The organism is Brevibacterium sp. HMSC24B04 (assembly GCF_001806835.1).
GTDB lineage: Bacteria > Actinomycetota > Actinomycetes > Actinomycetales > Brevibacteriaceae > Brevibacterium > Brevibacterium ravenspurgense.
Genome location: NZ_KV786090.1, coordinates 18,060 through 41,256 on the forward strand (window position 1 = coordinate 18,060; position 23,197 = coordinate 41,256).

Consider the following 23,197-nt stretch of genomic DNA (forward strand, 5'->3'; position numbering starts at 1 on the left):
AGTATAGTGGGGCTCATCGGAGTCGAGTGGCTTCGAAAGGGGTGAGACGACATGTTCTTGGGCACGCACTTTCAGCGGCTCGATGACAAGGGTCGTCTTCTCCTGCCCGCAAAGTTTCGTGAGGAACTGGCCGGGGGTCTGGTCATCACCCGGGGTCAAGAGCGCTGTCTCACCCTGTTCTCGACCCGGGAGTTCGAAACCGTCCACGAGCAGCTTCGCGCCGCTCCCATGACGAGCAAGGACGCCAGGGACTACCTCCGCGTGTTTCTCTCCGGAGCTTCGGCCGAGCAGCCGGACAAGCAGGGGCGGTTCACCATTCCGCAGATCCTGCGCCGGTACGCATCGCTTGACCGCGATGTCGCAGTGATCGGCATGGGAAACCGTGCTGAGATCTGGGATTCGGCTCTGTGGGAGGAATACCTCGCAGACACCGAGCAGGGATTCGCCGACCGCACCGACGAGGTGATTCCCGGAGTCTTCTGATTGTTGGTCCGAAGACTCCGTCCGACCGAAGACAAGGTTTTGGAATACTTCCCCGATTCCAAAGCCGAGGGGTCCTGACACACTTCCCCGGTGCCAGGGCACGGCCGGACGGGGTCTTAGGTCCAACAGCCGCGAAGAACACCAAGGAGGAGGACAGTGAGCGACTACCCGCACGTACCCGTCCTCCTGGACAGGTGCGTTCAGCTGCTGACAGTCGGCATTGACGCTGCCCGCGCTGCGGGGGAGACCCCCGTTGTTGCGGACATGACGCTCGGCATGGGCGGACACTCGGAAGGTGTTCTCGAATCCAGCGATGACGTGCGCGTTCTGGGCATCGACAGAGACCCCGAGGCAATAGCCATTGCCAGCAAGAGGCTCGAACGATTCGGTGAGCGCTTCACGGCGGTGCACGCGCGCGATGACGAACTCGGCGCGATTCTCGAGCAGCGCGGTGAGCGCCTGGCCGGCGTTCTCTTCGACTTGGGCGTGAGCTCGCTGCAGCTGGACGATGACGATCGCGGCTTCAGCTATTCGCGCGCTACCGCACTCGACATGCGGATGAACGCAGAAGACACCCTGACCGCGGCAGATGTTCTCAACACCTATTCACAGGCGGAGCTGGCCCGCATCATCTCTGAATACGGCGAAGAGCGCTGGGCGGCCAAAATCGCATCCGTCATCGTCGAAGACCGCCAGGAAAGGCCGTGGGAAACCACCGACCAGCTGGCCGAGATGCTCCAGCGGGTCATCCCCGAACCCAAAGGCCAGCGCAAACGCTCCCACCCGGCTAAGCGCACCTTCCAGGCCCTGCGCATCGAAGTCAATGCGGAACTCGACATTCTCCGCTCCGCACTTCCACAGGCCCTGGATGGGCTGCACGTGGGCGGAACCGCCGTCGTCGAGTCCTACCAGTCGCTCGAAGACACCATCGTCAAAAAGATCTTCCGGGCAGGAACCGTCAGCTCCGCGCCGCCGGAACTGCCCGTCGTGCCCGAACACCTGCAGCCCTGGCTGAACGACCTCACAAGGGGAGCAGAAAAGGCCGATGCCGAAGAGATCAGCATCAACCCCCGTGCCGCGAGTGTGCGCTTGCGGGCAGTGCAGAAAACCAAGGAGAAGCCGCAATGAGCCACGCAGTCACAACGGCCGCTCCCCAGAGCAGCCCGCGCAGACAAACAGAGCAGAACAAGCCGAAGCTCCGCCTCGTCGTACCGGAAATCGCCGAGGCCCGATCGTCTTTTCCTCTCATCTGCATCGCCACGGTCGTTGTGGGGCTTGCACTCATCCTGGTGACCAACATCTTCATCAACCACAGCACGTACCGGGTGCAGGAGCTCACCGTCGAACGCGACCAGCTGACGGATGACCGTGACCGACTCGCCGAAGACCTTTCCTACCGGATGAGCCCGCAGAACGTTGAAGACACAGCGAAAGCTCAGGGTATGAAGCCCGCGGAATCCGTTAAGTTCATTCGCGAAGATGGCACAATAGTCGATGCGCCAAAAGGCGAGGGCAAAGCTCCCGAAGCCCAAGTTCCGGGCCCCCGCAAAGACGCCCGCGACGACATCAAGCCGAATCTGAAATCTGACGAAAAGCTGCCGGTTGTAGGCGGCAGCAGTGGGACGCTCACCCCGCCGAAACTCCAAGAGCCAAAAGAACCAGCCGACAAGTAAGGAAGAGTATGAATCCGCGTTCTTCTCGGCCTGGCAAGGCCAAGCGGCAGCGCGGTTTCACGATCCGCACGCGGCTCATTGCCTTCTTGTCAGTGATCGTGCTGGTCGGCATTCTCGGCAGACTCGTGTGGATCCAAGGGCTTGACGCTTCTCAGATTGCCTCGCGGGCTCTGGCCGGCCGCCTGGTCACCCAACCTCTGCCGGCGGACCGCGGCGTCATCCTCGGCGCCGACGGGACAGTGCTTGCCGACAACGCGGACCGGTACCAGATCGTCGTCGACCAGGTGAACGTCGCAGCGTATAAGGACGAAGACGACAACCCGCTCGGCGCCTGGGGCGCAGCAAAGGCTATGGCTCCTGTCCTGGGCACGGAAGCCGGGCTGATCTTCCCGAAGCTCAGCGGCGACAAAAGGTGGAACCCCGTAGCCACCGGCATCACAAGCGAAGTGTGGCGCGAAATCCAGGAACTCGAAATCCCCGGCATCACAGCCGAAAAGTACACTGTGCGCTCCTACCCCTCCGGCGCTGTCGCCGGCAACCTCATCGGGTGGGTCGGCTCCGACGGCGTTCCGCTTGCCGGGCTCGAACTGCAGCACCAAAAACAGCTGCAGGGCAAAGACGGCAGCAGGCAGTTCGAAAAGGGTCTGAAGGGCGACATCATTCCCCTGGGCGAAAACGACACCACGCCGCCGGTCAACGGCACGGGCCTGGAGCTGACCATCGACCCGCAGATCCAGATGTTCGCCCAGCGGTCCATTGCAAAGGCTGTGAAAGAGCACAACGCCCAGTGGGGCACCGTCGTCATTGAGGAGATCGGCACCGGCCGGCTTCTTGCCGTTGCGCAGGCACCCACAGTCGATCCCAACAACCCCGGCGGCGTGGGCGGTCCCGACCGGGGCGCACGCGCTTTCACCGACCCCGTAGAGCCCGGCTCAACCGGAAAGGCCATCACGGCTGTAGCGCTCATAGAAGAAGGCCTGGTCACACCTGAAAGCAAATTCACGGTGCCGGACAAATGGAAAGCGCCCAACGGCGAAGAGTTCCGTGATTCCAGTCCGCACGAGGACGAGAAGCTGACGTTCTCCGGGATCATCGAAAAGTCATCCAATACCGGAACGCTCATGGCGGGCGAGAAGCTCAGCCTGCAGCAGCGCTACGACTATCTGAAGAAGTTCGGTCTGGGTGAATCCAGCGGCATCGACTTTCCCGGAGCGGCGAAGGGCATCGTGCATCCCTATGACAAGTGGGACGGCCGCACCGAGTACACCGTCATGTTCGGCCAGGGGCTGTCCGCGACCACGCTGCAGAGCGCTTCCGTGTTTGCGACCCTGGGCAACGGAGGAGTTCGCGTACCCCAGCAGCTCGTCAAGGGCACAGTGAGCGACTCCGGCAGGGTCTCAGAAATTCCGCCGAAAGAGGGCACTCGCGTCGTCAGCGAAGAGACAGCGGATTCTGTGGGAACCATGCTCGAAGCCGCTGTCGCCGAGGGTACAGGAACGTCTGCACAGATCAAGGGCTACAGGGTCGCGGGCAAAACCGGAACCGCGCAGATCGCCGCCGGCAAAGACCGGGAGAGCGGCCACGCCGCGAACTTCTCCGGATTCGCACCGGCAGAAAACCCCAAGGTCGCTGTGAGTGTGACCCTGCAGCGACCCACCAAGGGGTACTACGGTGGTACATCCGCTGCACCGGTGTTCTCCGAGGTCACCGGATACGCGCTGCGGCAGATGGGTGTCGCCCCATCAACTGAAGAACCGAAACTGATTCCGAAAGAATGGAAATGATGAAGCTGAGCGAACTCCCCGGCGGAGCAGCTGTTCACGGTGACGGGAACACCACCGTGAACAGTGTGAGTCTGGACTCCCGAACCGTCGAACTCGGCGGTCTCTACGCAGCCCTGCCGGGTGCGAACGCCCACGGAGCCCAGTTCGCCCAGCAGGCACTCGACCGCGGTGCCGCGGCAATCCTCACGGACCCAGCCGGCCGTGACCTCCTACCGGCGTCAGCCGGTGACATCCCGGTGCTGACCCACCCGGCACCTCGTGCGATTCTCGGTGACATCGCGGCCGCGATCTACGGAACAGACCCGCAGACGCCCGCCCTATTCGGCATCACCGGAACCAACGGCAAAACCACGAGCACCTTCATCCTCGACGGTCTGCTGCGCAGCATCGGCAGAACAACAGGGCTGATCGGAACTGTCGCGACCGTCATCGCCGGCCAGGAACAGCCCAGCGTGCGAACCACCCCGGAAGCCCCCGACCTGCACCGTCTGTTCAAAAACATGCGCGACCAGGGCGCTGACGCCTGCTCCATGGAGGTGTCCTCCCACGCGCTTAGCCAACACCGGGTCGACGGTGCACACTTCACGGTGGCCGGCTTCACCAACCTGTCCCAGGACCACCTGGACTTCCACGGGACCATGGAGGAGTACTACCGGGCAAAAGCGCTCCTGTTCACGCCGCAGTTCGCATCCCGCGGCGTCATCGTGCTGGCTGACGACTGGGCACGTCAGTTGGTGAATGACTCACAGATTCCCGTCGTCACCGTCTCCGCTCGTCCCGAAGACAACGCGGACTACAGGATCGAAGACATCGACGGTCTTTCCTTCACCCTCCGCGGGTCTTCCGTGAGCCTTCGGGCGAAGAGCCCGCTGCCGGGCGATTTCAACATCAGCAACACCGCGCTGGCAATGGCCATGCTGCTCGAATCCGGTGTGTCCGCTGACGAACTCGCAACGGCAGCCGAAGGCTTCAGCGTCAACGTGCCGGGCCGGATGGAAGTCATCTCAGAACAGGCTCCGCGCGCCATCGTCGACTACTCCCACACACCCGACGCAATAGAAAAGGCGCTGGCGGGGCTTTCGGGCCAGCCGCTGGTAGTGGTGTGCGGTGCCGGTGGAGAACGCGACCACAGCAAACGCCCCCTCATGGGGCGGGCCGCGGCAGAAAACGCCGACGTCGTCATCATCACCGACGACAACCCGCGCAGCGAAGACCCCGCGACGATCCGCGCTGAAGTGATTGCCGGCGCCCGCGCAGCAGTGGCTGACGGCACCAGCCGGGCAGCCGCTGACGCGATCGTCGAGTACGCCAGCAGGCGCGAGGCAATTGAGGCCGGTGTTGCGGCAGCGGGTGAGAGCGGCACCGTGCTGGTGGCGGGCAAGGGACACGAGCCCGGCCAGGACTACGGCGATACCAAGCTGCCGTTTGACGATCGTGAGATAACACGCACCGCCGTTTCACAGCGCGGTTCTTCCGCCGCCACCCGGTAAGGTCTGAAGGTATATGAAGGAATTCACTGCTGAAGAAATCGCCGCCGCGACCGGCGGCGAACTCTACGGAATCACACCGGACACGGTTCTGTGCGCCGGTGTCGTCACCGACTCCCGCGAAGTGGCGCCGGGCGACATCTACGTTGCGCGCACCGGCGAAAACCACGACGGCCTCGAATTCGCCGCGGCGGCCGTACAGGCCGGTGCGGCCCTCGTCATCGCCGAGGCCGTCCCATCCGTCGACGGCGAACACCTGCCGTCCTGTGTTGTCGACGATGCAACGGCCGCTCTCGGTCAGCTGGCCAAAGCGAACGTCGAAGCCCTTCGCAGCTCAGGCGAACTCACAGTCGTCGCAATCACCGGTTCTGCCGGAAAGACCACCGTCAAAGACCTCGCGGCAGCACTGCTGTCAACAGCCGGCGAGACCGTGTGGCCGCCGAATTCCTACAACAACGAAGTCGGTGTGCCGCTCACGGCGCTGCGCGCTGACGCTGACACCCGCTTCCTCGTGCTTGAAATGGGTGCGCGCAACATCGGCAACCTCGCCTACCTGACCTCGCTCGTGCGTCCCGACATCGGCGTTGAGCTCGGAGTCGGCTCGGCCCACGCCGGGGTCTTCGGCTCGATTGAGAACACGGCACGGGCAAAAGCGGAGCTTATTGAAGCGCTCGTGCCCGGCGGAACCGCGGTGCTCAACGGCAATGACCCGCGCGTGCGCTCCATGCAGTCAGTTCTCGCCGAAGGTGTTGACACCCTGTTCTTCGGTTCGAACCCTGACGAAGGCGTGTGGGCGTCCAACGTCGACATCCAGCCATCCGGTCGCACGGCGTTCGATCTGCACCTGCCTGACCACGACGAACCACTCCACATCGAACTTGCGCTGCTGGGCGAACACCACGTGACCAACGCTTTGGCCGCTTCGGCCATTGCACACCTGTGCGGGGTTGCGCCGAAGGACATCGCCACCATCCTGGCTACGTCCGGTGCGGCCAGCCGCTGGCGCATGGAGCTCATCGACTCGCCCGACGGCGTGACCGTGCTCAACGATGCCTACAACGCCAACCCCGATTCAATGCGCGCCGCCCTGAAGACGCTTGCCGCCATGGGCGCCGGTGATGCCGATCATCCGCCGCGCAGGACCTTCGCGGTGCTTGGCGAAATGCTCGAGCTCGGTGACGAATCCGCGGCGGCTCACTACGAGATCGGCCACCTGGTGGTCCGTCTCAACATCACCCGCACCATCGCCGTCGGACAGGGCGCCCTGCCCATCTACCAGGCTGCCAACCTCGAAGGATCCTGGGGCAGCGAGGCGGCCTGGGTGCCCACGGTCACGGAAGCGCGAGAACTTCTGGCTTCCGAAGTCGAACCCGGTGACATTGTTCTGTTCAAGTCCTCCCGCGACGCCGGTCTGCGATACCTGGGAGACGAATTCGCAGGAGTTTCTGTAGCCCAATGATCGCAGTCGTCCTCGCCCCGTGCTTTGCCCTGCTGCTGACGCTGCTGGGCACGCCGCAGTACATCAAGATCCTCGTCAAGAAGAACTACGGTCAGTTCGTTCGCGACGACGGTCCTGCGTCCCACGCAACCAAGCGGGGCACTCCCACAATGGGCGGTGTCGTCATCATCCTGGCGACCCTCGTGGCCTACTTCCTGGCGCACCTGCTGACCGGCTCCACGCCGACAGTGTCGGGTCTGCTGGTCCTGTGGCTCATGACGGGGCTGGGCGTTGTCGGCTTCTTGGACGACTTCATCAAAATCTCCAAGAAGCGCTCCCTTGGTCTGCGCCCGGTGCCCAAGATGATCGGGCAGGCCTTCGTCGGAGTGACCTTTGCCGTTGCCGCGCTGTTCTTCCCGAATGCCTACGGGCAGACTCCCGCAACCACCGCGATCTCGATTTTCCGCGACACCCGCTTCGACCTCGCGTTCGCCGGCTTCGGGGTGGGCCTGGTTCTGTTCATCATCTGGGCGAACCTCATCGTCACCGCAGTTTCGAACGCGGTCAACCTCACCGATGGTCTCGACGGTCTGGCTGCGGGCGCCTCTGCGATTGTGTTTGCCGCCTATGTCCTCATGACCTCGTGGCAGTCCACACAGAACTGTGACCTCATGTCCTCAGCCCGCGCTGGCTGCTATGAGGTTCGCGACCCGCGCGACCTCGCTATTGTCGCCGCAGCCATCGCGGCCGCCTGCGTGGGCTTCCTGTGGTGGAACGCATCACCCGCGAAGATCTTCATGGGCGACACCGGCTCGCTGGCGATCGGCGGTGCTTTCGGCGGTCTGGCGATCCTGTCGCGCACGGAAATCCTGCTTGTCATTCTGGGTGGTCTGTTCGTCATCATCACCCTGTCGGTGATTCTGCAGGTGGGCTCGTTCAAGCTGACGGGCAAACGCATTTTCCGCATGGCCCCGCTGCAGCACCACTTTGAGCTCAAAGGCTGGGCCGAAGTGACGATCGTCATCCGCTTCTGGATTGTTGCGCTGGTGTTCGCGGTCATCGGCGTCGCGCTGTTCTACGGGGAGTGGGTGTCGCACATTGGCTGATGACGCGCTCACGCCCTCCGGTGATCCCGCCGGTGAACAGCTGATGCTCATTCCCGCCATCAGCCCACCGGGTGCCGAACCTGTCGACTATCCGAACAAAGAGCGGATCCCGGCGGCTATCCACGGCCCGGAGTCGTCGCTTGCCGGCATCGTCGTGTGCGTGACCGGGTTGGGCGTTTCCGGCTACCCCATGGCGGTGCACCTGGCTGAGCGGGGTGCCGAAGTCATCGTCGTCGACGCTGATGACCAGCGTGACGAATCGGAACACGAAACAATCCTGCGGGTCTTCGACGTCGATATCCGCCGCGGACCCGAACATGTCGAGAAGCTGCCGCGCACCAGCTCGGGCCGTCTGCCCGACCTCGTGTGCACCTCGCCGGGCTGGCGTCCCGACCAGCCCCTGTTGGTTGAGGCTGCCGAACACGACATTCCGGTCATCGGCGAGGTGGAGCTCGCCTGGCGGGTGCGGGGAGCCAACAGCGCCCCGTGGCTTGTCGTCACCGGAACCAACGGCAAGACGACCACCACCTCGATGCTTGATTCAATGCTGAGGGCACAGGGGCTGCAGTCGCGGGCCTGCGGCAATATCGGTGCCCCGCTGCTGGAAGCTGTGCTCGATCCGGGTGCTGAGGTTCTGGCGATCGAACTGTCGAGCTTCCAGCTGCACTGGCAGTTCTCCATGGCCGCCCATTCGGCTGCCGTTCTCAACCTGGCCGATGACCACCTCGACTGGCACGGCGGCTGGGACGGCTATGTGGCCGACAAGGCGAGGGTCTACTCCAATGTCCAGCTGGCGTGCGTCTACAGCTGCGAGGATCCCGCAACGCGTGAACTCGTCGAGGAAGCCGAAGTGATCGAAGGAGCCCGCGCGGTGGGCTTCCGTCTGGACACACCCCGTGTGGGCGAGCTCGGCGTTGTCGGAGAGATCCTCGCCGATCGGGCCTTTGCTCAGCGCCGCCAGACATCTGCACAGGAACTCGGCTCGCTGGACGACGTCGCGCAGGCCTCCGGAACACCCGGTGCAAAACCAGCTGACCACCAGGTTCTCAATGCTTTGGCGGCCGCCGCGTTGGCTCGCAGCATCGGCGTTGAACCCGCGGCCGTCCGTGATGGGCTGCGCAATCATCAAGTGGGCGATCACCGCAGCGCGATCGTGGCAGAAGCTGACGGTGTGACCTGGGTGGACGACTCAAAAGCCACCAACCCCCATGCCGCTGCCGCCGCTTTGGCCGCACACGAATCAATCGTGTGGATCGCCGGAGGACTGGCCAAGGGGGCAGACTTCACCGACCTGGTCCAGACATTTGCCGACCGGATTCGCACCGCCGTCGTCATCGGCACTGATTCATCCGAGCTGATTTCTGCTCTTGAAGCCGCGGACGTCGATTACACGGTCGTGCCGCCGTCAGGGCCCGACATCATGGAGGACAGCCGAACTCGCGGAGCAGATGTCATGCGGCGGGCGGTGGCAGCCGCCAGCCAGTACGCCGAAGACGGTGACACGGTGCTCTTGGCGCCGGCGTCGGCCAGCATGGACCAGTTCCTCAACTACGCAACGCGAGGCGATCTGTTTGCCGACGCTGTGCGAGGTGCTCTGTCGTGACCGGATCCGCCCCCACCCGGCGGAGGGGCTTCCGAACACAGATCACCGAGCTTTCCGACCGGTGGCAGCGCCTGCTTGCGCAGAAGACGACAACGTTCTACCTGATTCTCATTCCCGTCACGGCACTGACCGGCTTCGGCCTGCTCATGGTGCTCTCGGCATCGTCAGTCACCTCCGGTGATGCCAGCGTGTCGTCGGCTTTTTCGGTTTTCCTGCGCCAGGCGATCTACGCGGCATTCGGCCTGACCCTCATGGGCGTTGTGTCGTTCACGCCCGTGAAAGCGAGCTTCAGACTGGCCTATCCCGTTCTGATCGGAGCCATGATCCTGCAGGTTCTGCCGCTCACGCCGTTGGGCGTTGAGATCAACGGCAACCGCAACTGGATCCGGGTGGGACCTGTGCAGATCCAGCCGGCGGAGTTCGTCAAGATTGCCCTGGCGCTCTTCACTGCCCGCTACATGGCATTGATGGTTCGCAGGCCGTTCACCTTTAAGAACATGGTGGGCTTTCTGCTTTTCGCCGGCGGCACGGTGGGCCTGGTCATTGCGGGGCAGGACCTGGGAACGGTCATGGTCCTGTTCCTGATCCTGGGCACGGCACTGGTGATCGGCGGTCTTCCCAAACGCTGGATTTTCGGCTTGGCCACAGCCGCGGCCGGGATTGTCGCCTTCTTCGTTTTGACTAGTGAGAACCGCATGACCCGCGTGATGGCCATGCTTTCTGGCCGTGGCGGTGATTCCGGGGATCCGCTGGGTGCGCACTGGCAGTCAGACCACGGTCTGTACGCACTGGCCTCCGGAGGCTGGCTGGGTGTCGGTCTTGGTGCCAGCCGCGAAAAATGGTCGTGGCTGCCAGAAGCCCACAACGACTTCATCTTCGCAATCATCGGCGAAGAGCTCGGTCTGCTGGGCGCAGCCGCAGTGATTGCGCTGTTTGCCGTCCTTGGCTTCGGGATCTACCGGCTCATGGTGCAGTCCACAAGTGTTTTTGTGCAGACGGCATCCGCGGCTGTCTTCGCTTGGCTGATCGGCCAGGCCGCGGTCAACATCGCGGTTGTTGCGGGCATCGCCCCGGTGATCGGCGTGCCGCTTCCCTTTGTGTCCTACGGTGGGTCGTCGATGCTCGCGGCACTCATCGCCGCTGGTCTTCTGCTGTCCTTTGCCCGTTCAGAGGAGGGGGTCGCCGATGCTCTGCGTGAGCGGCGGTCCCGGTTCTGGGGCTCGCTGTCGTTCCTTAAGAGGAGGAGCTGAATTTGGTCAACGTTCTCTTTGCCGGCGGCGGCACAACGGGGCACGTAGCTCCGATGCTGTCGATTGCCGAAGACCTGCGGTTCCAGGACCCTGACTCTGACATTCTCATGCTGGGGACAGACGAAGGACTGGAGAAGCGACTGGTTCCGCACGCGGGCTACCGCCTGCAGACAATCCCGAAGGTGCCCTTCCCACGGGGACTGAGCCCAAAGATGCTCACCTTTCCGTTCCAGTTCACCTCCAGCATCCGCCAGGTGCGCCGTCTGCTGAAGAAGCAGAAGACAGATGTTGTCGTCGGCGTGGGCGGTTACGTGTGCCCGCCGGCGTACCTGGCTGCCAAATCACTGGGCATCCCGATTGTTCTGCACGAAGCGAACGCGGTTCCCGGCATGGCCAACAAGCTCGGTGCCCGGTACGCCGAGGCATCGAACATCGGCTTCACCTTCGCTTCGACCCCCATGGCCGGCGAGCAGGTGGGCATGCCCATGCGCATTGAAATCGCCCAGGTTGATCGCAGCGACAGGCAGCAGCGTGCGCAGGCGGCCGAACGGCTCGGCATCAACCCGGATATGACGACCCTCGTTGTCACGGGAGGGTCCTCTGGCGCGCAGAAGATCAACGAGGCTTTCGTCCAGACCGCGGCAGAGTTCACCGGAGTCCAGGTTCTGCACATCACGGGTGCTGGCAAAGCCGATGAACTGCGCGAAGCAGCGAAGGACAGCCCTGACTACCACGTCGTTGAATACGTTGACGGTATGGAAAACGCCTATGCTGCCGCGGACCTCATCGTGTGTCGTTCGGGTGCGGGAACAGTAGCCGAAGTGACAGTCGCAGAAGTGCCGGCCGTTTATGTGCCGCTGGCAATCGGCAACGGAGAGCAGAAGCGCAACGCCGCTGACTCTGTGGCTGCCGGCGCGTCAATTCTGATCGACAATGCCGACTTCACTGCCGACAGCGTGCGTAACACCGTCTTGCCGCTGCTGCGAAACCCCGAACAGCTGGAAAAGATGAGTGCAGCCGCCCGCGGTCTGGAGTTCCCCGTCAACGCCGACCGGGCGATGACGAAGAAGATCTTCGCCGCCGCAGGCATTGCGCACCCCGGCCGCGAGTACCCACCCGCCCGCCAAACGCGCCGTGAGCGCGGCACAAAGGAGAGCTGAATGAAACCCGCCCTCAGCGAGCCCATCCACTTCATCGGCATCGGCGGAGCAGGGATGTCCGGCATCGCGCGCGTCATGCTGATGCGCGGATGTTCCGTCACTGGCTCTGATGCCAAAGACTCCTCCGTCGTCACGGCTCTGCGCGCACAGGGAGCCCAGATCAACATCGGGCACAGTGCAGAAGCCGTCGACGGTGCGGGAACTGTCGTCGTGTCGTCCGCAATCCGTGAAAGCAACCCCGAGCTTGCCGCCGCCCGCAGCAAGGGGATCCCCATCATTCACCGTTCCGAGGCGCTTGCTTCGCTCATGGATGGGTACCGCACGGTCGCGATTGCCGGAACCCACGGGAAAACAACCACCACGTCGATGGCGACGGTGGCGCTGCAGGCCTGCGGGGCCGACCCGTCATTCGTCATCGGGGGAGTGCTGACGGCGGCGGGCACGAACGCGCACAGCGGAACCGGCGACGTCTTTGTTGCGGAAGCCGATGAGTCAGACGGTTCGTTCCTTCTGTACAGTCCCGAAATTGCCGTCGTGACCAATGTTGAGGCTGACCACCTCGACCACTACGGCAGCTGGGAGAAGGTCCGCGAGGCTTTTGCGCAGTTCGCTCACCGGGTCGAAGAGAACGGGGGAGTGCTCATTGCGTGTGCCGACGATGCCGGCAGCCGCGAAGTGGCCGACTTGGCACGCAGCCGAGGAGTCAGCGTCATCACCTACGGCACCTCGGAAGACGCTGACGTGCGGATCGTCGACGCCCACCACACCCACCAGTCTCAGAGCTTCGCACTGGAGACCGCAGACGGTCGATCCGGCCCGTACGAATTGAGCCTGCCGGGGCTGTACAACCTGCGCAACGCAGTTGCCGCACTGACGATCGTGGCTGAACTCGGCCTCGACGTCGATGCTGCAGCCGAAGGCTTAGGCCGCTTCGGCGGCACCAAACGGCGCTTTGAGCTCAAAGGAACGCAGCGGGGCGTGCGGGTTTTTGACGACTACGCCCACCATCCCACGGAGTTGCACAACCTGCTGACCGCGGCCAAGCAGGTAGTTGACCCAGAGCGCAGCGTCCGCGTTGTGTTCCAGCCGCACCTGTACAGCCGCACTCAGAACTTCCGCCGCGAGTTCGGTGAGGCGCTGGGTCTGGCTGACGACGTCATCGTCATGGATGTCTATCCGGCTCGCGAAGACCCGATCCCGGGTGTGACAGGGGCTATTGTCGCCGCCGAGGTGCCGCTGTCGGCTGACAAGGTCACTTTTGTTCCGTCCTTTGCCGAGGTGGCAGACCTGGTTGCGGGGCGCTGCCGGCCCGGTGACGTGGTCATCACCGCGGGGGCGGGGGACGTGACGATCGTCGGACCGGAAATCCTGGATTCGCTGCGCAGCCGATGAACACCGCGAGCCTCGACGAGCGACGCAGAGAACACCGTTCTCTGCGGGTGCGGCGGATCCTGTACGGGGTCGTCGCTGCTGTTGCTGTGCTCGCTCTGGGCGCGGTCGTATGGTTTTCCCCGCTGCTTGCGCTCACGGACGTCAAAGCTGAGGGCGCGCAGCTCGTCGACGGCGATGAAGTGGCCGCCTTCATGCTTCAAAAGCACGAAGGGACACCGCTGCCGCAGCTGCGATCCCAGCGGCTGAAAGATGAGCTTGCGGAAGAGTTTCCGCTGGCGCGCAGCTTTGACATCAGTCCTGCCGGACCTCGTTCACTCCGGGTGAAAGTGCACGACAGACAGCCGGCGTTCACGGTTAAACGCGGAGAAGCCTGGGAGATCTACGACCGCGAAGCAGTCGTGTTGGGCAAGCCCGATGACAAACCGAAAGACGTTCCCATGTTCGTCGGAACTGCTGACCGGGAGGGGATCGAAATCGCGTCCACGGTTGTCAGCAGCCTGGGGGAGAACCTCAAGCAGACCGAGGCCGTCGCCGTGAAGAGCTCCACGCGGACGGCTGTGATCATGCGGCCCAAAGAGGACTATACGGTCGCAGTCATACTCGGCGAGCCGACGGATATCAAAGCGAAACTCACGACGGCGCGCACAATCATGGAAGACGAACCACCGGTCATTGACGTGCAGAGCACAGCAGTCCCCGCGACAAAAGAGGACGCGCCGGCGTGGGCTCGTCTGCCGCGGGAAGCAGACTCCCAAGACTGACCGTCTAAGACACACCGCGCGGGTGGTTGCACACGCATAGCGGCTTTAATACCGTTCTGACGAAGACCATTATCGGCATCGACCGCTGAAAGAGGAATCGACTTGGCTGAATACCCCAATTCCGGAGCTGAGATCAAAGTTGCCGGCACCGGCGGTGGTGGTGTCAACGCTGTCCAGCGCATGATCGACGCCGGTCTGCGCGGAGTTGAGTTCATCGCAATCAACACCGATGCCCAGGCCCTTGTTCTGTCCGAAGCAGACACCAAAATCGAAATCGGCCGCGAACTCACCCGCGGCCTCGGCGCAGGCGCTGATCCTGAGATCGGCAAGCGCGCCGCAGAAGACTCCGAAGACGCCATCAAGGAAGCGCTCGAAGGCGCCGACATGGTCTTCGTCACCGCCGGCGAAGGCGGTGGCACGGGCACCGGTGCGGCTCCCGTTGTTGCGCGCATCGCACGCAGCCTGGGGGCTCTGACGATCGGCGTTGTCACACGTCCCTTCACATTCGAGGGCCGCCGCCGTTCGGAACAGGCCGAGGCCGGCATTGCCGCACTGCGTGAAGAAGTCGACACGCTCATCGTCATCCCGAACGACCGCCTCCTGTCGATTTCCGACAAGAACGTCACGATCGTCGAAGCGTTCAACGCCGCAGACGAAGTCCTGCGCTCCGGTGTGCAAGGCATCACGGACCTCATTTCCACTCCCGGCTACATCAACCTCGACTTCGCTGACGTCAAGTCGGTTATGCAGGACGCCGGCACGGCGCTCATGGGCATTGGCTCGGCAGTCGGCGAAGACCGCGCGATCCAGGCTTCGGAAGCTGCCATCTCCTCGCCGCTTCTGGAGGCCAGCATCGACGGTGCGCACGGCGTGCTCATGCTCGTCCAGGGTGGCGAAGACCTCGGCCTGTTCGAGGTCAACGAAGCTGCCCGCCTCGTGCAGGAAGCCGCTCACCCCGAAGCAAACATCATCTTCGGCAATGTCATCGACTCGGCCCTGGGTGACGAAGTCCGCGTGACCGTCATCGCCGCTGGCTTCGACCCGACCCCTAAGGGCGACCGCGAAGGCCAGCAGGCCGCGCCGGCTGTGCCTTCCGCACAGACCGCCGCCACGGCGCAGGCAGCTCGCGAAGAGAGCCCTGCTCCGGAGGTCACTGAAGCTGAACCGAAGAACGACATCCCGCAGGAACTGCCGGATGAGCGCGATGACTTCGGCGGCGATTCGCTCGACATTCCCTCTTTCCTGAAGTAACGCAGTGCTGCAGGCCAGGCACGTTCTCAGCGGTTCAGCGGGGAAAGCCCACGTGGCTTTCACCGACCGCTGGGGCGGCTACAGCTCTGGCCGCTTCAGTTCGCTCAATCTGGGCCGTTCGGTTGGCGACGACGACACCCTCGTCGACGCCAACCGTTCCGCGTTGGCTGCGGCACTGTCGCTTTCGGCCGACAAGATCAGCTTCGTCAGCCAGGTGCACGGAACTGACGTCCACCACGTGCAGACGGAAGGCGACGTCGCTGAAGGGCCGCAGGCCGATGCGCAGATCACGTCTTTGGCGGGAATCGGGTTGGCCGTACTGACCGCTGACTGCGTTCCTGTGGCACTCGCTGCACCGGACACTGGACACATCGGAGTTGTGCACGCGGGACGCCGCGGCATGCTGGACGGCGTTGCGGTGCGCGCTGTCGAAGAAATGCGCGAGGCGGGTGCCCGGAACATCTTCGCCTACATCGGCCCGTCCATCTGCCCTCGCTGTTATGAGGTTCCTGATCGGATGCGCGCCGAGGCTATGGAAGTCTGCCCGGTTGCCGGAGCAGTTTCCGCTGCGGGAACAGCCGCGATCGACGTAGCGGGCGGAGTTGCTCATCAGCTGGTGCAGTCGGGTGTTGAGATCGCGGAGTTTTCGCGCACCTGCACATATGAAGCTTCTGAGCTGTACTCCTACCGGCGCGAACAGACCACCGGCCGGATGGCTGTTGTCGCATGGTTTGAATCACGCCGCGACACGCCTTAGATGATCGATCTATTTGTACTCGCTCTGCGATAGTTTCGTGGAGAGAGTTTCCCCCGGACGGCACCAGGAGGTCCCGTGTCTACTCTGAAGAAGATCGGCAACTACTTCGGCTTCGGCGAAGAAGAGTACGACGACGCCTACGCGCACGAAGAAGTGCGCGCTGAACAGCCCGAGCAGGCTGAACCGGCGTCCGAGCCAACCTCGATCGTCCCGAATGAACCTGCTCCCGAACCCGCGCAGGTCACTCCCATCCGCGCATCCGTGCGCCCGGTAGAAACGGCGGCACCCTCAACTATGTCTCGCATTCAGACGATTCACCCCCGTTCGTACAACGACGCCAAGATCATCGGCACCACCTTCCGTGAAGGCGTGCCGGTCATCATGAACCTGTCCGCTATGGACGAAGCGAACTCCAAGCGGCTCGTGGACTTCTCTGCCGGCCTGATCTTCGGCCTGCGCGGTTCCATCGAAAAGGTCACGAACTCGGTGTTCCTCCTGACACCCGAGAACATCGAAGTGACCGCAGAAGCTGACGGTGAAGAAGATTCGCAGGCGAGCTTCTTCAACCAGAGCTGAGAGAACCGACCGGGTACTCCGGGTACTCTAGGGGCGGCGGGGCAACACCCGCCGCCTTCTTCATTGGAAAGGGCACAGAGTGGGTTATCCATTCATCATCGTGGGCATGTTGCTCAACCTGTACGTCTACGTGCTCATCGCGCGCGTGATTTTTGATCTGATTCAGGTTTTCAGCCGTGACTGGCGGCCGCAGGGCTTCATGCTGGCAGTCGCTGAAATCATTTACACACTGACGGATCCGCCGGTGAAAGCGGTTCGCAAGGTGATTCCCCCGCTGCGCTTGGGAGGCATTGCCCTTGACCTGGGTTTCATCATCGTCTTCATCGCGGTGCAGGTTCTCGCCGGGATGCTCATTCGCTTCGGCTACACAATGCTGTAGCAGTGGCTTTCACATAGCGAAGTTCTGCAAAAAATCACAATTCAGCCGGCCTGAGCAGGCATTCGAAAAGACAAAACGCCTCGCTGTGGTCTAAAGTGTTGTTTAATATCGTTCATCGATGTAGCAACTGTAATCTCGATAAAAGGTGGGCTCATGGCGCTTACGCCTGAAGACGTAGTTAACAAGCGGTTCCAGCACGTTAAGTTCCGTGAAGGTTACGACCAGGACGAAGTCGACGACTTCCTTGACGAGGTCGTAGTTGAACTGCGCCGTCTTTACACCGAAAACGACGATCTTCGCCAGAAGCTCTCGGCTGCCGAAGCCAAGGTTGAAGAACTGCAGTCGAAGAAGGCTCCCGCCTCTGCTCCGGCTGAAGCTCCCAAGGCTGAAAAGAAGGCTGAGGCTGCTCCTGCAACTGCTCCGCAGGCTCCCGCCAAGACCGAAACCTCTGCTCCGGTCGAAGCTGACAAGGCAAAGGAAGAAGCAGCCGCTAAGGAAGCCCCTGAAGCCAAGGAAGCTCCCAAGGCTCCTGCCGCCCCGGCCGCTTCCGCCGGTGTTGCCGGCGCCGCCGTCGGTGCGTCTGCTGCTGCTCCCGCCGCACAGGGCGGCGACCAGGACGCTCACGGCCTGATCGCTCTGGCCCAGCGTGTCCACGACGAACACGTTGCCGAAGGTGAGCGCACCCGCGACAAGCTGATCGGCGAAGCCGAAAAGAAGTCCGCTGACATTCTGTCGGCCGCCGAAAAGAAGCGCGACGAAACGCTGAGCCAGCTGGAGAACCAGAAGGCTTCGCTCGAACGCGAAATCGACGGTCTGCAGAACTTCGAACGCCAGTACCGCACCCGCCTCAAGAGCTACCTGTCGGACCAGCTCCGCGACCTCGAAAGCTCGGGCACCCTCGCACCGGAAACCCTTTCCGGCAGCAAGGTGGGCGGAAACTCGAACTCACTCTGATCTCTCACATGACAGAGGCGGCCATCTTCTGATGGCCGCCTCTGCTTGTATCCGATTCCTTTGCCGAAGCTTCCAAGGAGAACCGTGAACCGACGCTCAGCACGCCTGCTGTTGGCAGGCATCGCAGCTCTGGCTTTTGCGCTTGACCAGGCGACCAAAGCCATCGCGGTCATTGCACTTGTAGGTCAGCCGCGCATTGCAGTCCTCGGTGACTTCGCTGGCTTCGTTTTCCTGCGCAATCCAGGCGCAGCCTTCGGCCTCGGTGCTTCGAACACGTGGATTTTCAGCGCGATTGCCGTTGCCGTGTTCTTTGCAATCGTGATTGCGGCCCGCCGTTTGCGCTCACCGCTGTGGGCGGTTGGACTCGGGCTTCTGCTGGGCGGCCTGCTGGGCAACCTGTTTGACCGCCTGTTCCGACCGCCCGGGTTCTTCCACGGCGCGGTTGTCGATTTCATTGACCTGCATTTCTTCGTGTGCAATGTTGCCGACATCGCGATCACCGGGGCGGCGGCAATTCTCATGCTGGCTGCACTCAAGGGCACCCCGCTGGACGAAGCGCAGGCTCAACCGCAGGAGAACCATGACTGAGCGCTCTTTTCTCATTCCCGAAGGTCTTGACGGTGAACGCATCGACGCTGCACTGTCGAGGCTTTTGGGTCTGTCACGGTCGAAAGCCGCCCAGATTGCGGCTGAGGGCGGAGTGCACATTGACGGCGCTCTCGCCCAGAAGTCTTCGCGTGTGACCGGCGGAGCTCGTGTCGATGTCATCATGCCAGAACCGGAAAAGCCGCTGAGCATCGTGGCTGATCCCGTGCCCGGCATGAAGATCCTCTACGAAGACCCCGCCATCATCGTCGTAGACAAACCGATCGGCGTCGCTGCCCATGCCGCAGCCGGTTGGTCAGGGCCGACGGTCATCGGCGGTCTTGCGGCAGCCGGGCACAAGATCGCCACGAGCGGAGCCGCGGAACGCCAGGGCATCGTGCACCGCCTTGACGTTGGCACCTCGGGAGTCATGGTCGTCGCAAAAGGCGAACACGCCTACTCTGTCCTCAAACGGGCCTTCAAACAGAGGGAAGTCGACAAGACCTACCACGCGCTCGTCCAGGGGCTGCCAGACCCCGTAATCGGAACAATTGAAGCCTCCATCGGACGCCATCCGCGCCGTGACGGCCTGTACGCGGTCCGGTCTGAAGGCAAACACGCCATCACCCACTACACGCTTCTGGAAGCTTTCAGGTCGGCCAGTCTGCTCGAAATCGATCTGGAAACCGGGCGCACCCACCAGATTCGCGTGCACATGTCCGCTACGAAACACCCGTGCTGTGGTGACCTCCCGTACGGAGCCGACCCGGTCTTGGCCCAACAACTGGGGCTTGAGCGGCAATGGCTGCACGCCGTGCGACTGGGGTTCGTGCATCCCGAATCGGGGGAGTACGTAGAATTCGAATCCCAGTACCCGGCTGATCTGCAGAACGCGCTCGACCACCTGCGCGCTGCCGCCGGCGAGTAAGGAGAGCAGAATCCGTGGCTGACAGCTTTTCGCACCTGCACGTTCACACCGAATACTCGATGCTCGACGGGGCGGCACGCCTCGGAGATCTCATGCAGGCTGTCAAAGCCAGCGGTATGGATTCGATTGCGATCACCGATCACGGCTACCTGTTCGGTGCGTTCGACTTCTACTCGCAGGCTGTCGCCAACGGAATCAAGCCGATCATCGGCTTGGAAGCCTATGTGACACCGGGAACCTCACGGCACGACAAGACTCGCGTCAAATGGCGGACTGACGAAGCCCAGCGCGGCGACGACGTATCCGGCGGCGGTGCGTACACCCACATGACCATGTGGGCACGCGACAACCGGGGAATGTCGAACCTGTTCAAAGCCGCCTCCATGGCTTCTCTTGACTCGGTTTTCGGCAAATGGCCGCGCCTGGACCGGGAACTGCTGTCGAAGCACTCCGAGGGCATCATCGCAACAACCGGATGCCCTTCCGGAGAAGTGCAGACGCGCCTGCGCCTCGGTCAGTTCGATGAGGCACTTGCCGCCGCAGCGGAGTTCCAAGACATCTTCGGCAAAGAGAACTTCTTCTGCGAAATCATGGACCACGGGCTCAGCATTGAAAAGCGCGTGTCCAAAGACCTCCTCGAGATCGCCAAGCGCCTCGACCTGCCGCTCGTGGCAACCAACGACCTCCACTACACCCACGAATCTGACGCAAAAGCCCACGAAGCGCTCCTGGCCATCCAATCCGGTTCGAAGCTCATCGAACCGACCTACGATCAGGGCGGTTCGCGCTTTGCGTTCTCCGGCACCGGCTACTACCTGAAATCCGCGGCCGAAATGCGGGCCCTGTTCAAAGAAATGCCGGAGGCCTGCGACAACACCCTGCGCATTGCCGAAATGTGTGATGTGTCTTTTGACACGAATGCGAACTTCATGCCGAAGTTCCCCACACCCGATGGCGAAGACGAAGAGTCCTGGCTGTACAAGGAAGTCGACAAGGGTCTGCACTACAGGTTCCCCGACGGCATTCCCGACGATGTGCGCAAGCAGGCGGACTATGAGCTCGGAATCATCTCGAATATGGGATTCCCCGGCTACTTCCTCGTGGTTGCCGACTTCATCAACTGGGCGAAGGACAACGGCATTCGCGTAGGCCCCGGCCGAGGCTCCGGTGCGGGCTCCATGGTCGCCTACGCCCTGCGCATCACCGACCTCAATCCGCTTGAACACGGACTGATCTTCGAACGGTTCCTCAACCCCGACCGCGTGTCGATGCCCGACTTCGACGTCGACTTCGACGACCGTCGACGCGGCGAGGTCATCGAATACGTAACCCGCAAATACGGCTCCGAATACGTTTCGATGATCGTCACCTTCGGCACCATCAAAACCAAGCAGGCGCTGAAAGACTCCGCGCGCGTGCTCGGCAAACCGTTCTCGCTGGGGGAACGGCTGACAAAGGAGCTTCCGCCGGCGGTCATGGCCAAGGACATTCCCCTGGCCGATATCGAAAACCCCAAGGCGCCTCGCTATGGGGAAGCCGGGGACTTCCGTACGTTCATCGAAAACGATCCGGAAGCACGCGAAGTCTTCGACACAGCACTTGGCCTGGAGGGCCTGAAACGGCAGTGGGGCGTGCACGCCGCCGGCGTCATCATGTCCTCAGCGCCGATCATCGATGTCATCCCGATCATGCGCCGTATTCAGGACGGCCAGGTCATCACGCAGTTCGACTATCCGACAGCTGAGGGCCTCGGACTGATCAAGATGGACTTCTTGGGGCTGCGGAACCTGACGATCATTTCGGACGCGATTGAGAACATCAAGGTCAACCGCGACTTCGACCTCGATCTGGAAACCCTCGAACTGGATGACCGGGCGACCTACGAACTTCTGGCCCGCGGGGACACCCTCGGTGTGTTCCAGCTGGACGGCGGGGGACTGCAAGGTCTGCTGCGGCTGATGAAGCCGGACAACTTCGAAGACATTTCGGCAACCCTGGCCCTGTACCGCCCAGGCCCCATGGGCGCGGATTCACACACCAACTACGCCAAGCGCAAAAACGGTCTCCAGCCGATCACCCCAATCCACCCGGAACTTGCCGAACCCCTGGCAGAGATCCTCGACACGACCTACGGCCTGATCATCTACCAGGAGCAGGTCATGGCGATCGCGCAGAAGGTCGCCGGATATTCGCTCGGTCAGGCAGATATTCTGCGCCGCGCTATGGGCAAGAAGAAAAAGGCCGAACTGGATGCCCAGCAGGAGGGCTTCTTCGGCGGCATGAAGGAACGCGGCTACTCGAAAGAAGCTGCGCAGGCGCTGTGGGACATCTTGCTGCCGTTCTCGGACTACGCGTTCAACAAGGCGCACTCCGCCGCCTACGGTGTGGTGTCCTACTGGACCGCCTACCTCAAGGCGCACTATCCGGCCGAGTACATGGCGGCGCTGCTGACCTCGGTTGCTGACAACAAGGACAAGCTTGCCCTTTACCTCAACGAGTGCCGGAAGATGCACATTACGGTGCTGCCGCCGGACGTCAACGAATCGCAGCTGAACTTCACCCCGGTCGGCGACGACATTCGCTTCGGCATGGGGGCCGTGCGCAATGTGGGCGACAACGTGGTTGATGGAATCGTCAACGCCCGCGCTGAAAAGGACGACTTCACCTCGTTCTCGGATTTCCTGGACAAAGTGCCCTCCCACGTGTGCAATAAGCGCACGGTGGAATCGCTCATCAAATCGGGCGCTTTTGACTCTCTCGGTGAAACCAGGCGCGCTCTGGTCGAGATCCACGAGGAAGCTGTGGACTCGGTCATCGGCGTCAAACGGCAGGAGGCTGTCGGCCAGTTCGACCTGTTTGCCGGTTTGGGTGAAGGCGAGGGAGCTGAATTCTCGGTCCCCGTGCCGGACCGGCCCGAATGGGGCAAGAAGGAAAAACTCGCCTTTGAGCGCGAAATGATCGGCCTGTACGTGTCGGATCACCCGCTCAACGGACTCGACGGTGTGTTGGCGAGCGAAGCCGATACGTCGATTGTGCAGCTGCTGGATCCTGAAAGCCACGTGCGCGACGGTTCGAGTGTGACGGTGTGCGGCATCATCACGCAGGTGCAGCGCAAAGTGTCGAAGAACTCCGGCAAGCCCTATGCCATCGTCACGGTCGAGGACTTGGAAGCGAGCCTGGAGATCATGTTCTTCGGCGACGTCTACGAACCCGTTGCCTCGCTGTTGGCCATCGACCTGGTGGTGACGATCACCGGCCGGGTCCGCCAGTCGGATGACCGGCCGACGTCGCTCATGGCCCAGTCAATGACGATTCCGGATGTCACTGACCCCGAGGACCGCCCCCTCGTGCTCACCGTTCCGCACTCGCTGCTGAGCGAACAGTTGGTCACCCAGCTCGGTGACATCCTGCGGTCCAACCGCGGAGCCACAGAGGTGCGCCTGGCCATCAAGGAACCTGGACGCACCACCCTTATGCGTTTGGACAGTTCCTGCAGTGTGACCAGCGGCCCGAGCCTCTTCGGTGACCTCAAGGCCCTTTTGGGCCCGCGCTGTCTGCAGGGCTGACAGCCGCTGGCTGTTCTCTGGCTGGACTCACGAGGCGGGTGCAGCACAATCTGCTCCGCTGGGA

The 23,197-nt window shown here is 62.5% G+C and carries 20 protein-coding genes; all 20 read left to right on the top strand.

Annotated features, from left to right (window positions below; genetic code table 11):
* Positions 1-51 precede the first annotated feature (51 nt).
* The 20 genes from mraZ to dnaE all read left to right on the top strand — a co-directional run bounded on the left by mraZ (position 52) and on the right by dnaE (position 23,133).
* Complete coding sequence (gene mraZ, locus HMPREF3092_RS05985) at positions 52-483, top strand: division/cell wall cluster transcriptional repressor MraZ (RefSeq protein ID WP_019175277.1); 432 nt, start codon at positions 52-54, stop codon at positions 481-483.
* 156 nt (positions 484-639) lie between these two features.
* On the top strand, positions 640-1,611 hold the full coding sequence (gene rsmH / locus HMPREF3092_RS05990) for a 16S rRNA (cytosine(1402)-N(4))-methyltransferase RsmH (protein ID WP_061941299.1): 972 nt from the start codon (positions 640-642) through the stop codon (positions 1,609-1,611).
* Positions 1,608-2,156: a cell division protein FtsL gene (locus HMPREF3092_RS05995; protein ID WP_019175275.1), complete on the top strand. Its 549-nt coding sequence runs from the start codon at positions 1,608-1,610 to the stop codon at positions 2,154-2,156. The genes rsmH and HMPREF3092_RS05995 overlap by 4 nt, the downstream gene beginning before the upstream one ends.
* An 8-nt stretch (positions 2,157-2,164) precedes the next feature.
* Positions 2,165-3,940 carry a peptidoglycan D,D-transpeptidase FtsI family protein gene (locus HMPREF3092_RS06000; protein ID WP_070424193.1) on the top strand — a complete coding sequence of 592 codons (1,776 nt, stop codon included), beginning with the start codon at positions 2,165-2,167 and terminating at the stop codon, positions 3,938-3,940.
* Positions 3,937-5,430, top strand: a complete 1,494-nt coding sequence (locus HMPREF3092_RS06005; RefSeq protein WP_070424194.1) for a UDP-N-acetylmuramoyl-L-alanyl-D-glutamate--2,6-diaminopimelate ligase — start codon at positions 3,937-3,939, stop codon at positions 5,428-5,430. The genes HMPREF3092_RS06000 and HMPREF3092_RS06005 overlap by 4 nt, the downstream gene beginning before the upstream one ends.
* Before the next feature lie 13 nt (positions 5,431-5,443).
* Positions 5,444-6,886, top strand: coding sequence for a UDP-N-acetylmuramoyl-tripeptide--D-alanyl-D-alanine ligase (gene murF, locus HMPREF3092_RS06010; RefSeq protein WP_019175272.1), 1,443 nt, complete (start codon positions 5,444-5,446; stop codon positions 6,884-6,886).
* The gene (gene mraY / locus HMPREF3092_RS06015; protein ID WP_019175271.1) at positions 6,883-7,971 is read left to right on the top strand and encodes a phospho-N-acetylmuramoyl-pentapeptide-transferase; all 1,089 of its coding nucleotides are present in this window, start codon (positions 6,883-6,885) and stop codon (positions 7,969-7,971) included. Before murF ends, mraY begins: the two co-directional genes overlap by 4 nt.
* 43 nt (positions 7,972-8,014) lie before the next feature.
* Positions 8,015-9,574 carry a UDP-N-acetylmuramoyl-L-alanine--D-glutamate ligase gene (gene murD / locus HMPREF3092_RS06020; RefSeq protein WP_070424211.1) on the top strand — a complete coding sequence of 520 codons (1,560 nt, stop codon included), beginning with the start codon at positions 8,015-8,017 and terminating at the stop codon, positions 9,572-9,574.
* Positions 9,571-10,824, top strand: a complete 1,254-nt coding sequence (locus HMPREF3092_RS06025; protein WP_070424195.1) for an FtsW/RodA/SpoVE family cell cycle protein — start codon at positions 9,571-9,573, stop codon at positions 10,822-10,824. Before murD ends, HMPREF3092_RS06025 begins: the two co-directional genes overlap by 4 nt.
* A 2-nt stretch (positions 10,825-10,826) precedes the next feature.
* Positions 10,827-11,984 carry an undecaprenyldiphospho-muramoylpentapeptide beta-N-acetylglucosaminyltransferase gene (murG, locus tag HMPREF3092_RS06030; RefSeq protein WP_070424196.1) on the top strand — a complete coding sequence of 386 codons (1,158 nt, stop codon included), beginning with the start codon at positions 10,827-10,829 and terminating at the stop codon, positions 11,982-11,984.
* Positions 11,985-13,376, top strand: coding sequence for a UDP-N-acetylmuramate--L-alanine ligase (gene murC / locus HMPREF3092_RS06035; protein ID WP_070424197.1), 1,392 nt, complete (start codon positions 11,985-11,987; stop codon positions 13,374-13,376). It begins immediately after the preceding gene.
* Positions 13,373-14,137, top strand: coding sequence for a cell division protein FtsQ/DivIB (locus HMPREF3092_RS06040; RefSeq protein ID WP_070424198.1), 765 nt, complete (start codon positions 13,373-13,375; stop codon positions 14,135-14,137). Before murC ends, HMPREF3092_RS06040 begins: the two co-directional genes overlap by 4 nt.
* 102 nt (positions 14,138-14,239) lie before the next feature.
* Complete coding sequence (ftsZ, locus tag HMPREF3092_RS06045; RefSeq protein ID WP_061941281.1) at positions 14,240-15,388, top strand: cell division protein FtsZ; 1,149 nt, start codon at positions 14,240-14,242, stop codon at positions 15,386-15,388.
* A 52-nt stretch (positions 15,389-15,440) separates the two neighbouring features.
* A complete protein-coding gene (gene pgeF / locus HMPREF3092_RS06050) occupies positions 15,441-16,145 on the top strand; it encodes a peptidoglycan editing factor PgeF (RefSeq protein WP_231863254.1) in 705 nt (234 codons plus the stop codon).
* Between the two features lie 75 nt (positions 16,146-16,220).
* Positions 16,221-16,721 (top strand): cell division protein SepF, encoded by a 501-nt coding sequence (locus tag HMPREF3092_RS06055; protein WP_019175263.1) that lies wholly within the window; start codon positions 16,221-16,223, stop codon positions 16,719-16,721.
* A 79-nt stretch (positions 16,722-16,800) separates the two neighbouring features.
* Positions 16,801-17,100 carry a YggT family protein gene (locus tag HMPREF3092_RS06060; RefSeq protein ID WP_019175262.1) on the top strand — a complete coding sequence of 100 codons (300 nt, stop codon included), beginning with the start codon at positions 16,801-16,803 and terminating at the stop codon, positions 17,098-17,100.
* Between the two features lie 153 nt (positions 17,101-17,253).
* A complete protein-coding gene (locus HMPREF3092_RS06065) occupies positions 17,254-18,054 on the top strand; it encodes a DivIVA domain-containing protein (protein ID WP_019175261.1) in 801 nt (266 codons plus the stop codon).
* A gap of 84 nt (positions 18,055-18,138) precedes the next feature.
* Entirely contained in the window at positions 18,139-18,642 is a 504-nt protein-coding gene (locus tag HMPREF3092_RS06070; RefSeq protein WP_070424199.1) for a signal peptidase II, read from the top strand.
* Entirely contained in the window at positions 18,635-19,567 is a 933-nt protein-coding gene (locus tag HMPREF3092_RS06075; protein ID WP_070424200.1) for an RluA family pseudouridine synthase, read from the top strand. The genes HMPREF3092_RS06070 and HMPREF3092_RS06075 overlap by 8 nt, the downstream gene beginning before the upstream one ends.
* A 59-nt stretch (positions 19,568-19,626) precedes the next feature.
* A complete protein-coding gene (dnaE, locus tag HMPREF3092_RS06080; protein WP_070424212.1) occupies positions 19,627-23,133 on the top strand; it encodes a DNA polymerase III subunit alpha in 3,507 nt (1,168 codons plus the stop codon).
* Positions 23,134-23,197 lie beyond the last annotated feature (64 nt).

Bases quoted from the DNA above. Each gene is read 5' to 3' on its own strand.
- mraZ (WP_019175277.1), top strand. From the start codon at position 52: ATGTTCTTGGGCACGCACTTTCAGCGGCTCGATGACAAGGGTCGTCTT.
- HMPREF3092_RS05995 (WP_019175275.1), top strand. From the start codon at position 1,608: ATGAGCCACGCAGTCACAACGGCCGCTCCCCAGAGCAGCCCGCGCAGA.
- HMPREF3092_RS06000 (WP_070424193.1), top strand. From the start codon at position 2,165: ATGAATCCGCGTTCTTCTCGGCCTGGCAAGGCCAAGCGGCAGCGCGGT.
- HMPREF3092_RS06005 (WP_070424194.1), top strand. From the start codon at position 3,937: ATGATGAAGCTGAGCGAACTCCCCGGCGGAGCAGCTGTTCACGGTGAC.
- murF (WP_019175272.1), top strand. From the start codon at position 5,444: ATGAAGGAATTCACTGCTGAAGAAATCGCCGCCGCGACCGGCGGCGAA.
- mraY (WP_019175271.1), top strand. From the start codon at position 6,883: ATGATCGCAGTCGTCCTCGCCCCGTGCTTTGCCCTGCTGCTGACGCTG.
- murD (WP_070424211.1), top strand. From the start codon at position 8,015: ATGCTCATTCCCGCCATCAGCCCACCGGGTGCCGAACCTGTCGACTAT.
- murC (WP_070424197.1), top strand. From the start codon at position 11,985: ATGAAACCCGCCCTCAGCGAGCCCATCCACTTCATCGGCATCGGCGGA.
- HMPREF3092_RS06040 (WP_070424198.1), top strand. From the start codon at position 13,373: ATGAACACCGCGAGCCTCGACGAGCGACGCAGAGAACACCGTTCTCTG.
- HMPREF3092_RS06065 (WP_019175261.1), top strand. From the start codon at position 17,254: ATGGCGCTTACGCCTGAAGACGTAGTTAACAAGCGGTTCCAGCACGTT.
- HMPREF3092_RS06075 (WP_070424200.1), top strand. From the start codon at position 18,635: ATGACTGAGCGCTCTTTTCTCATTCCCGAAGGTCTTGACGGTGAACGC.
- dnaE (WP_070424212.1), top strand. From the start codon at position 19,627: ATGCTCGACGGGGCGGCACGCCTCGGAGATCTCATGCAGGCTGTCAAA.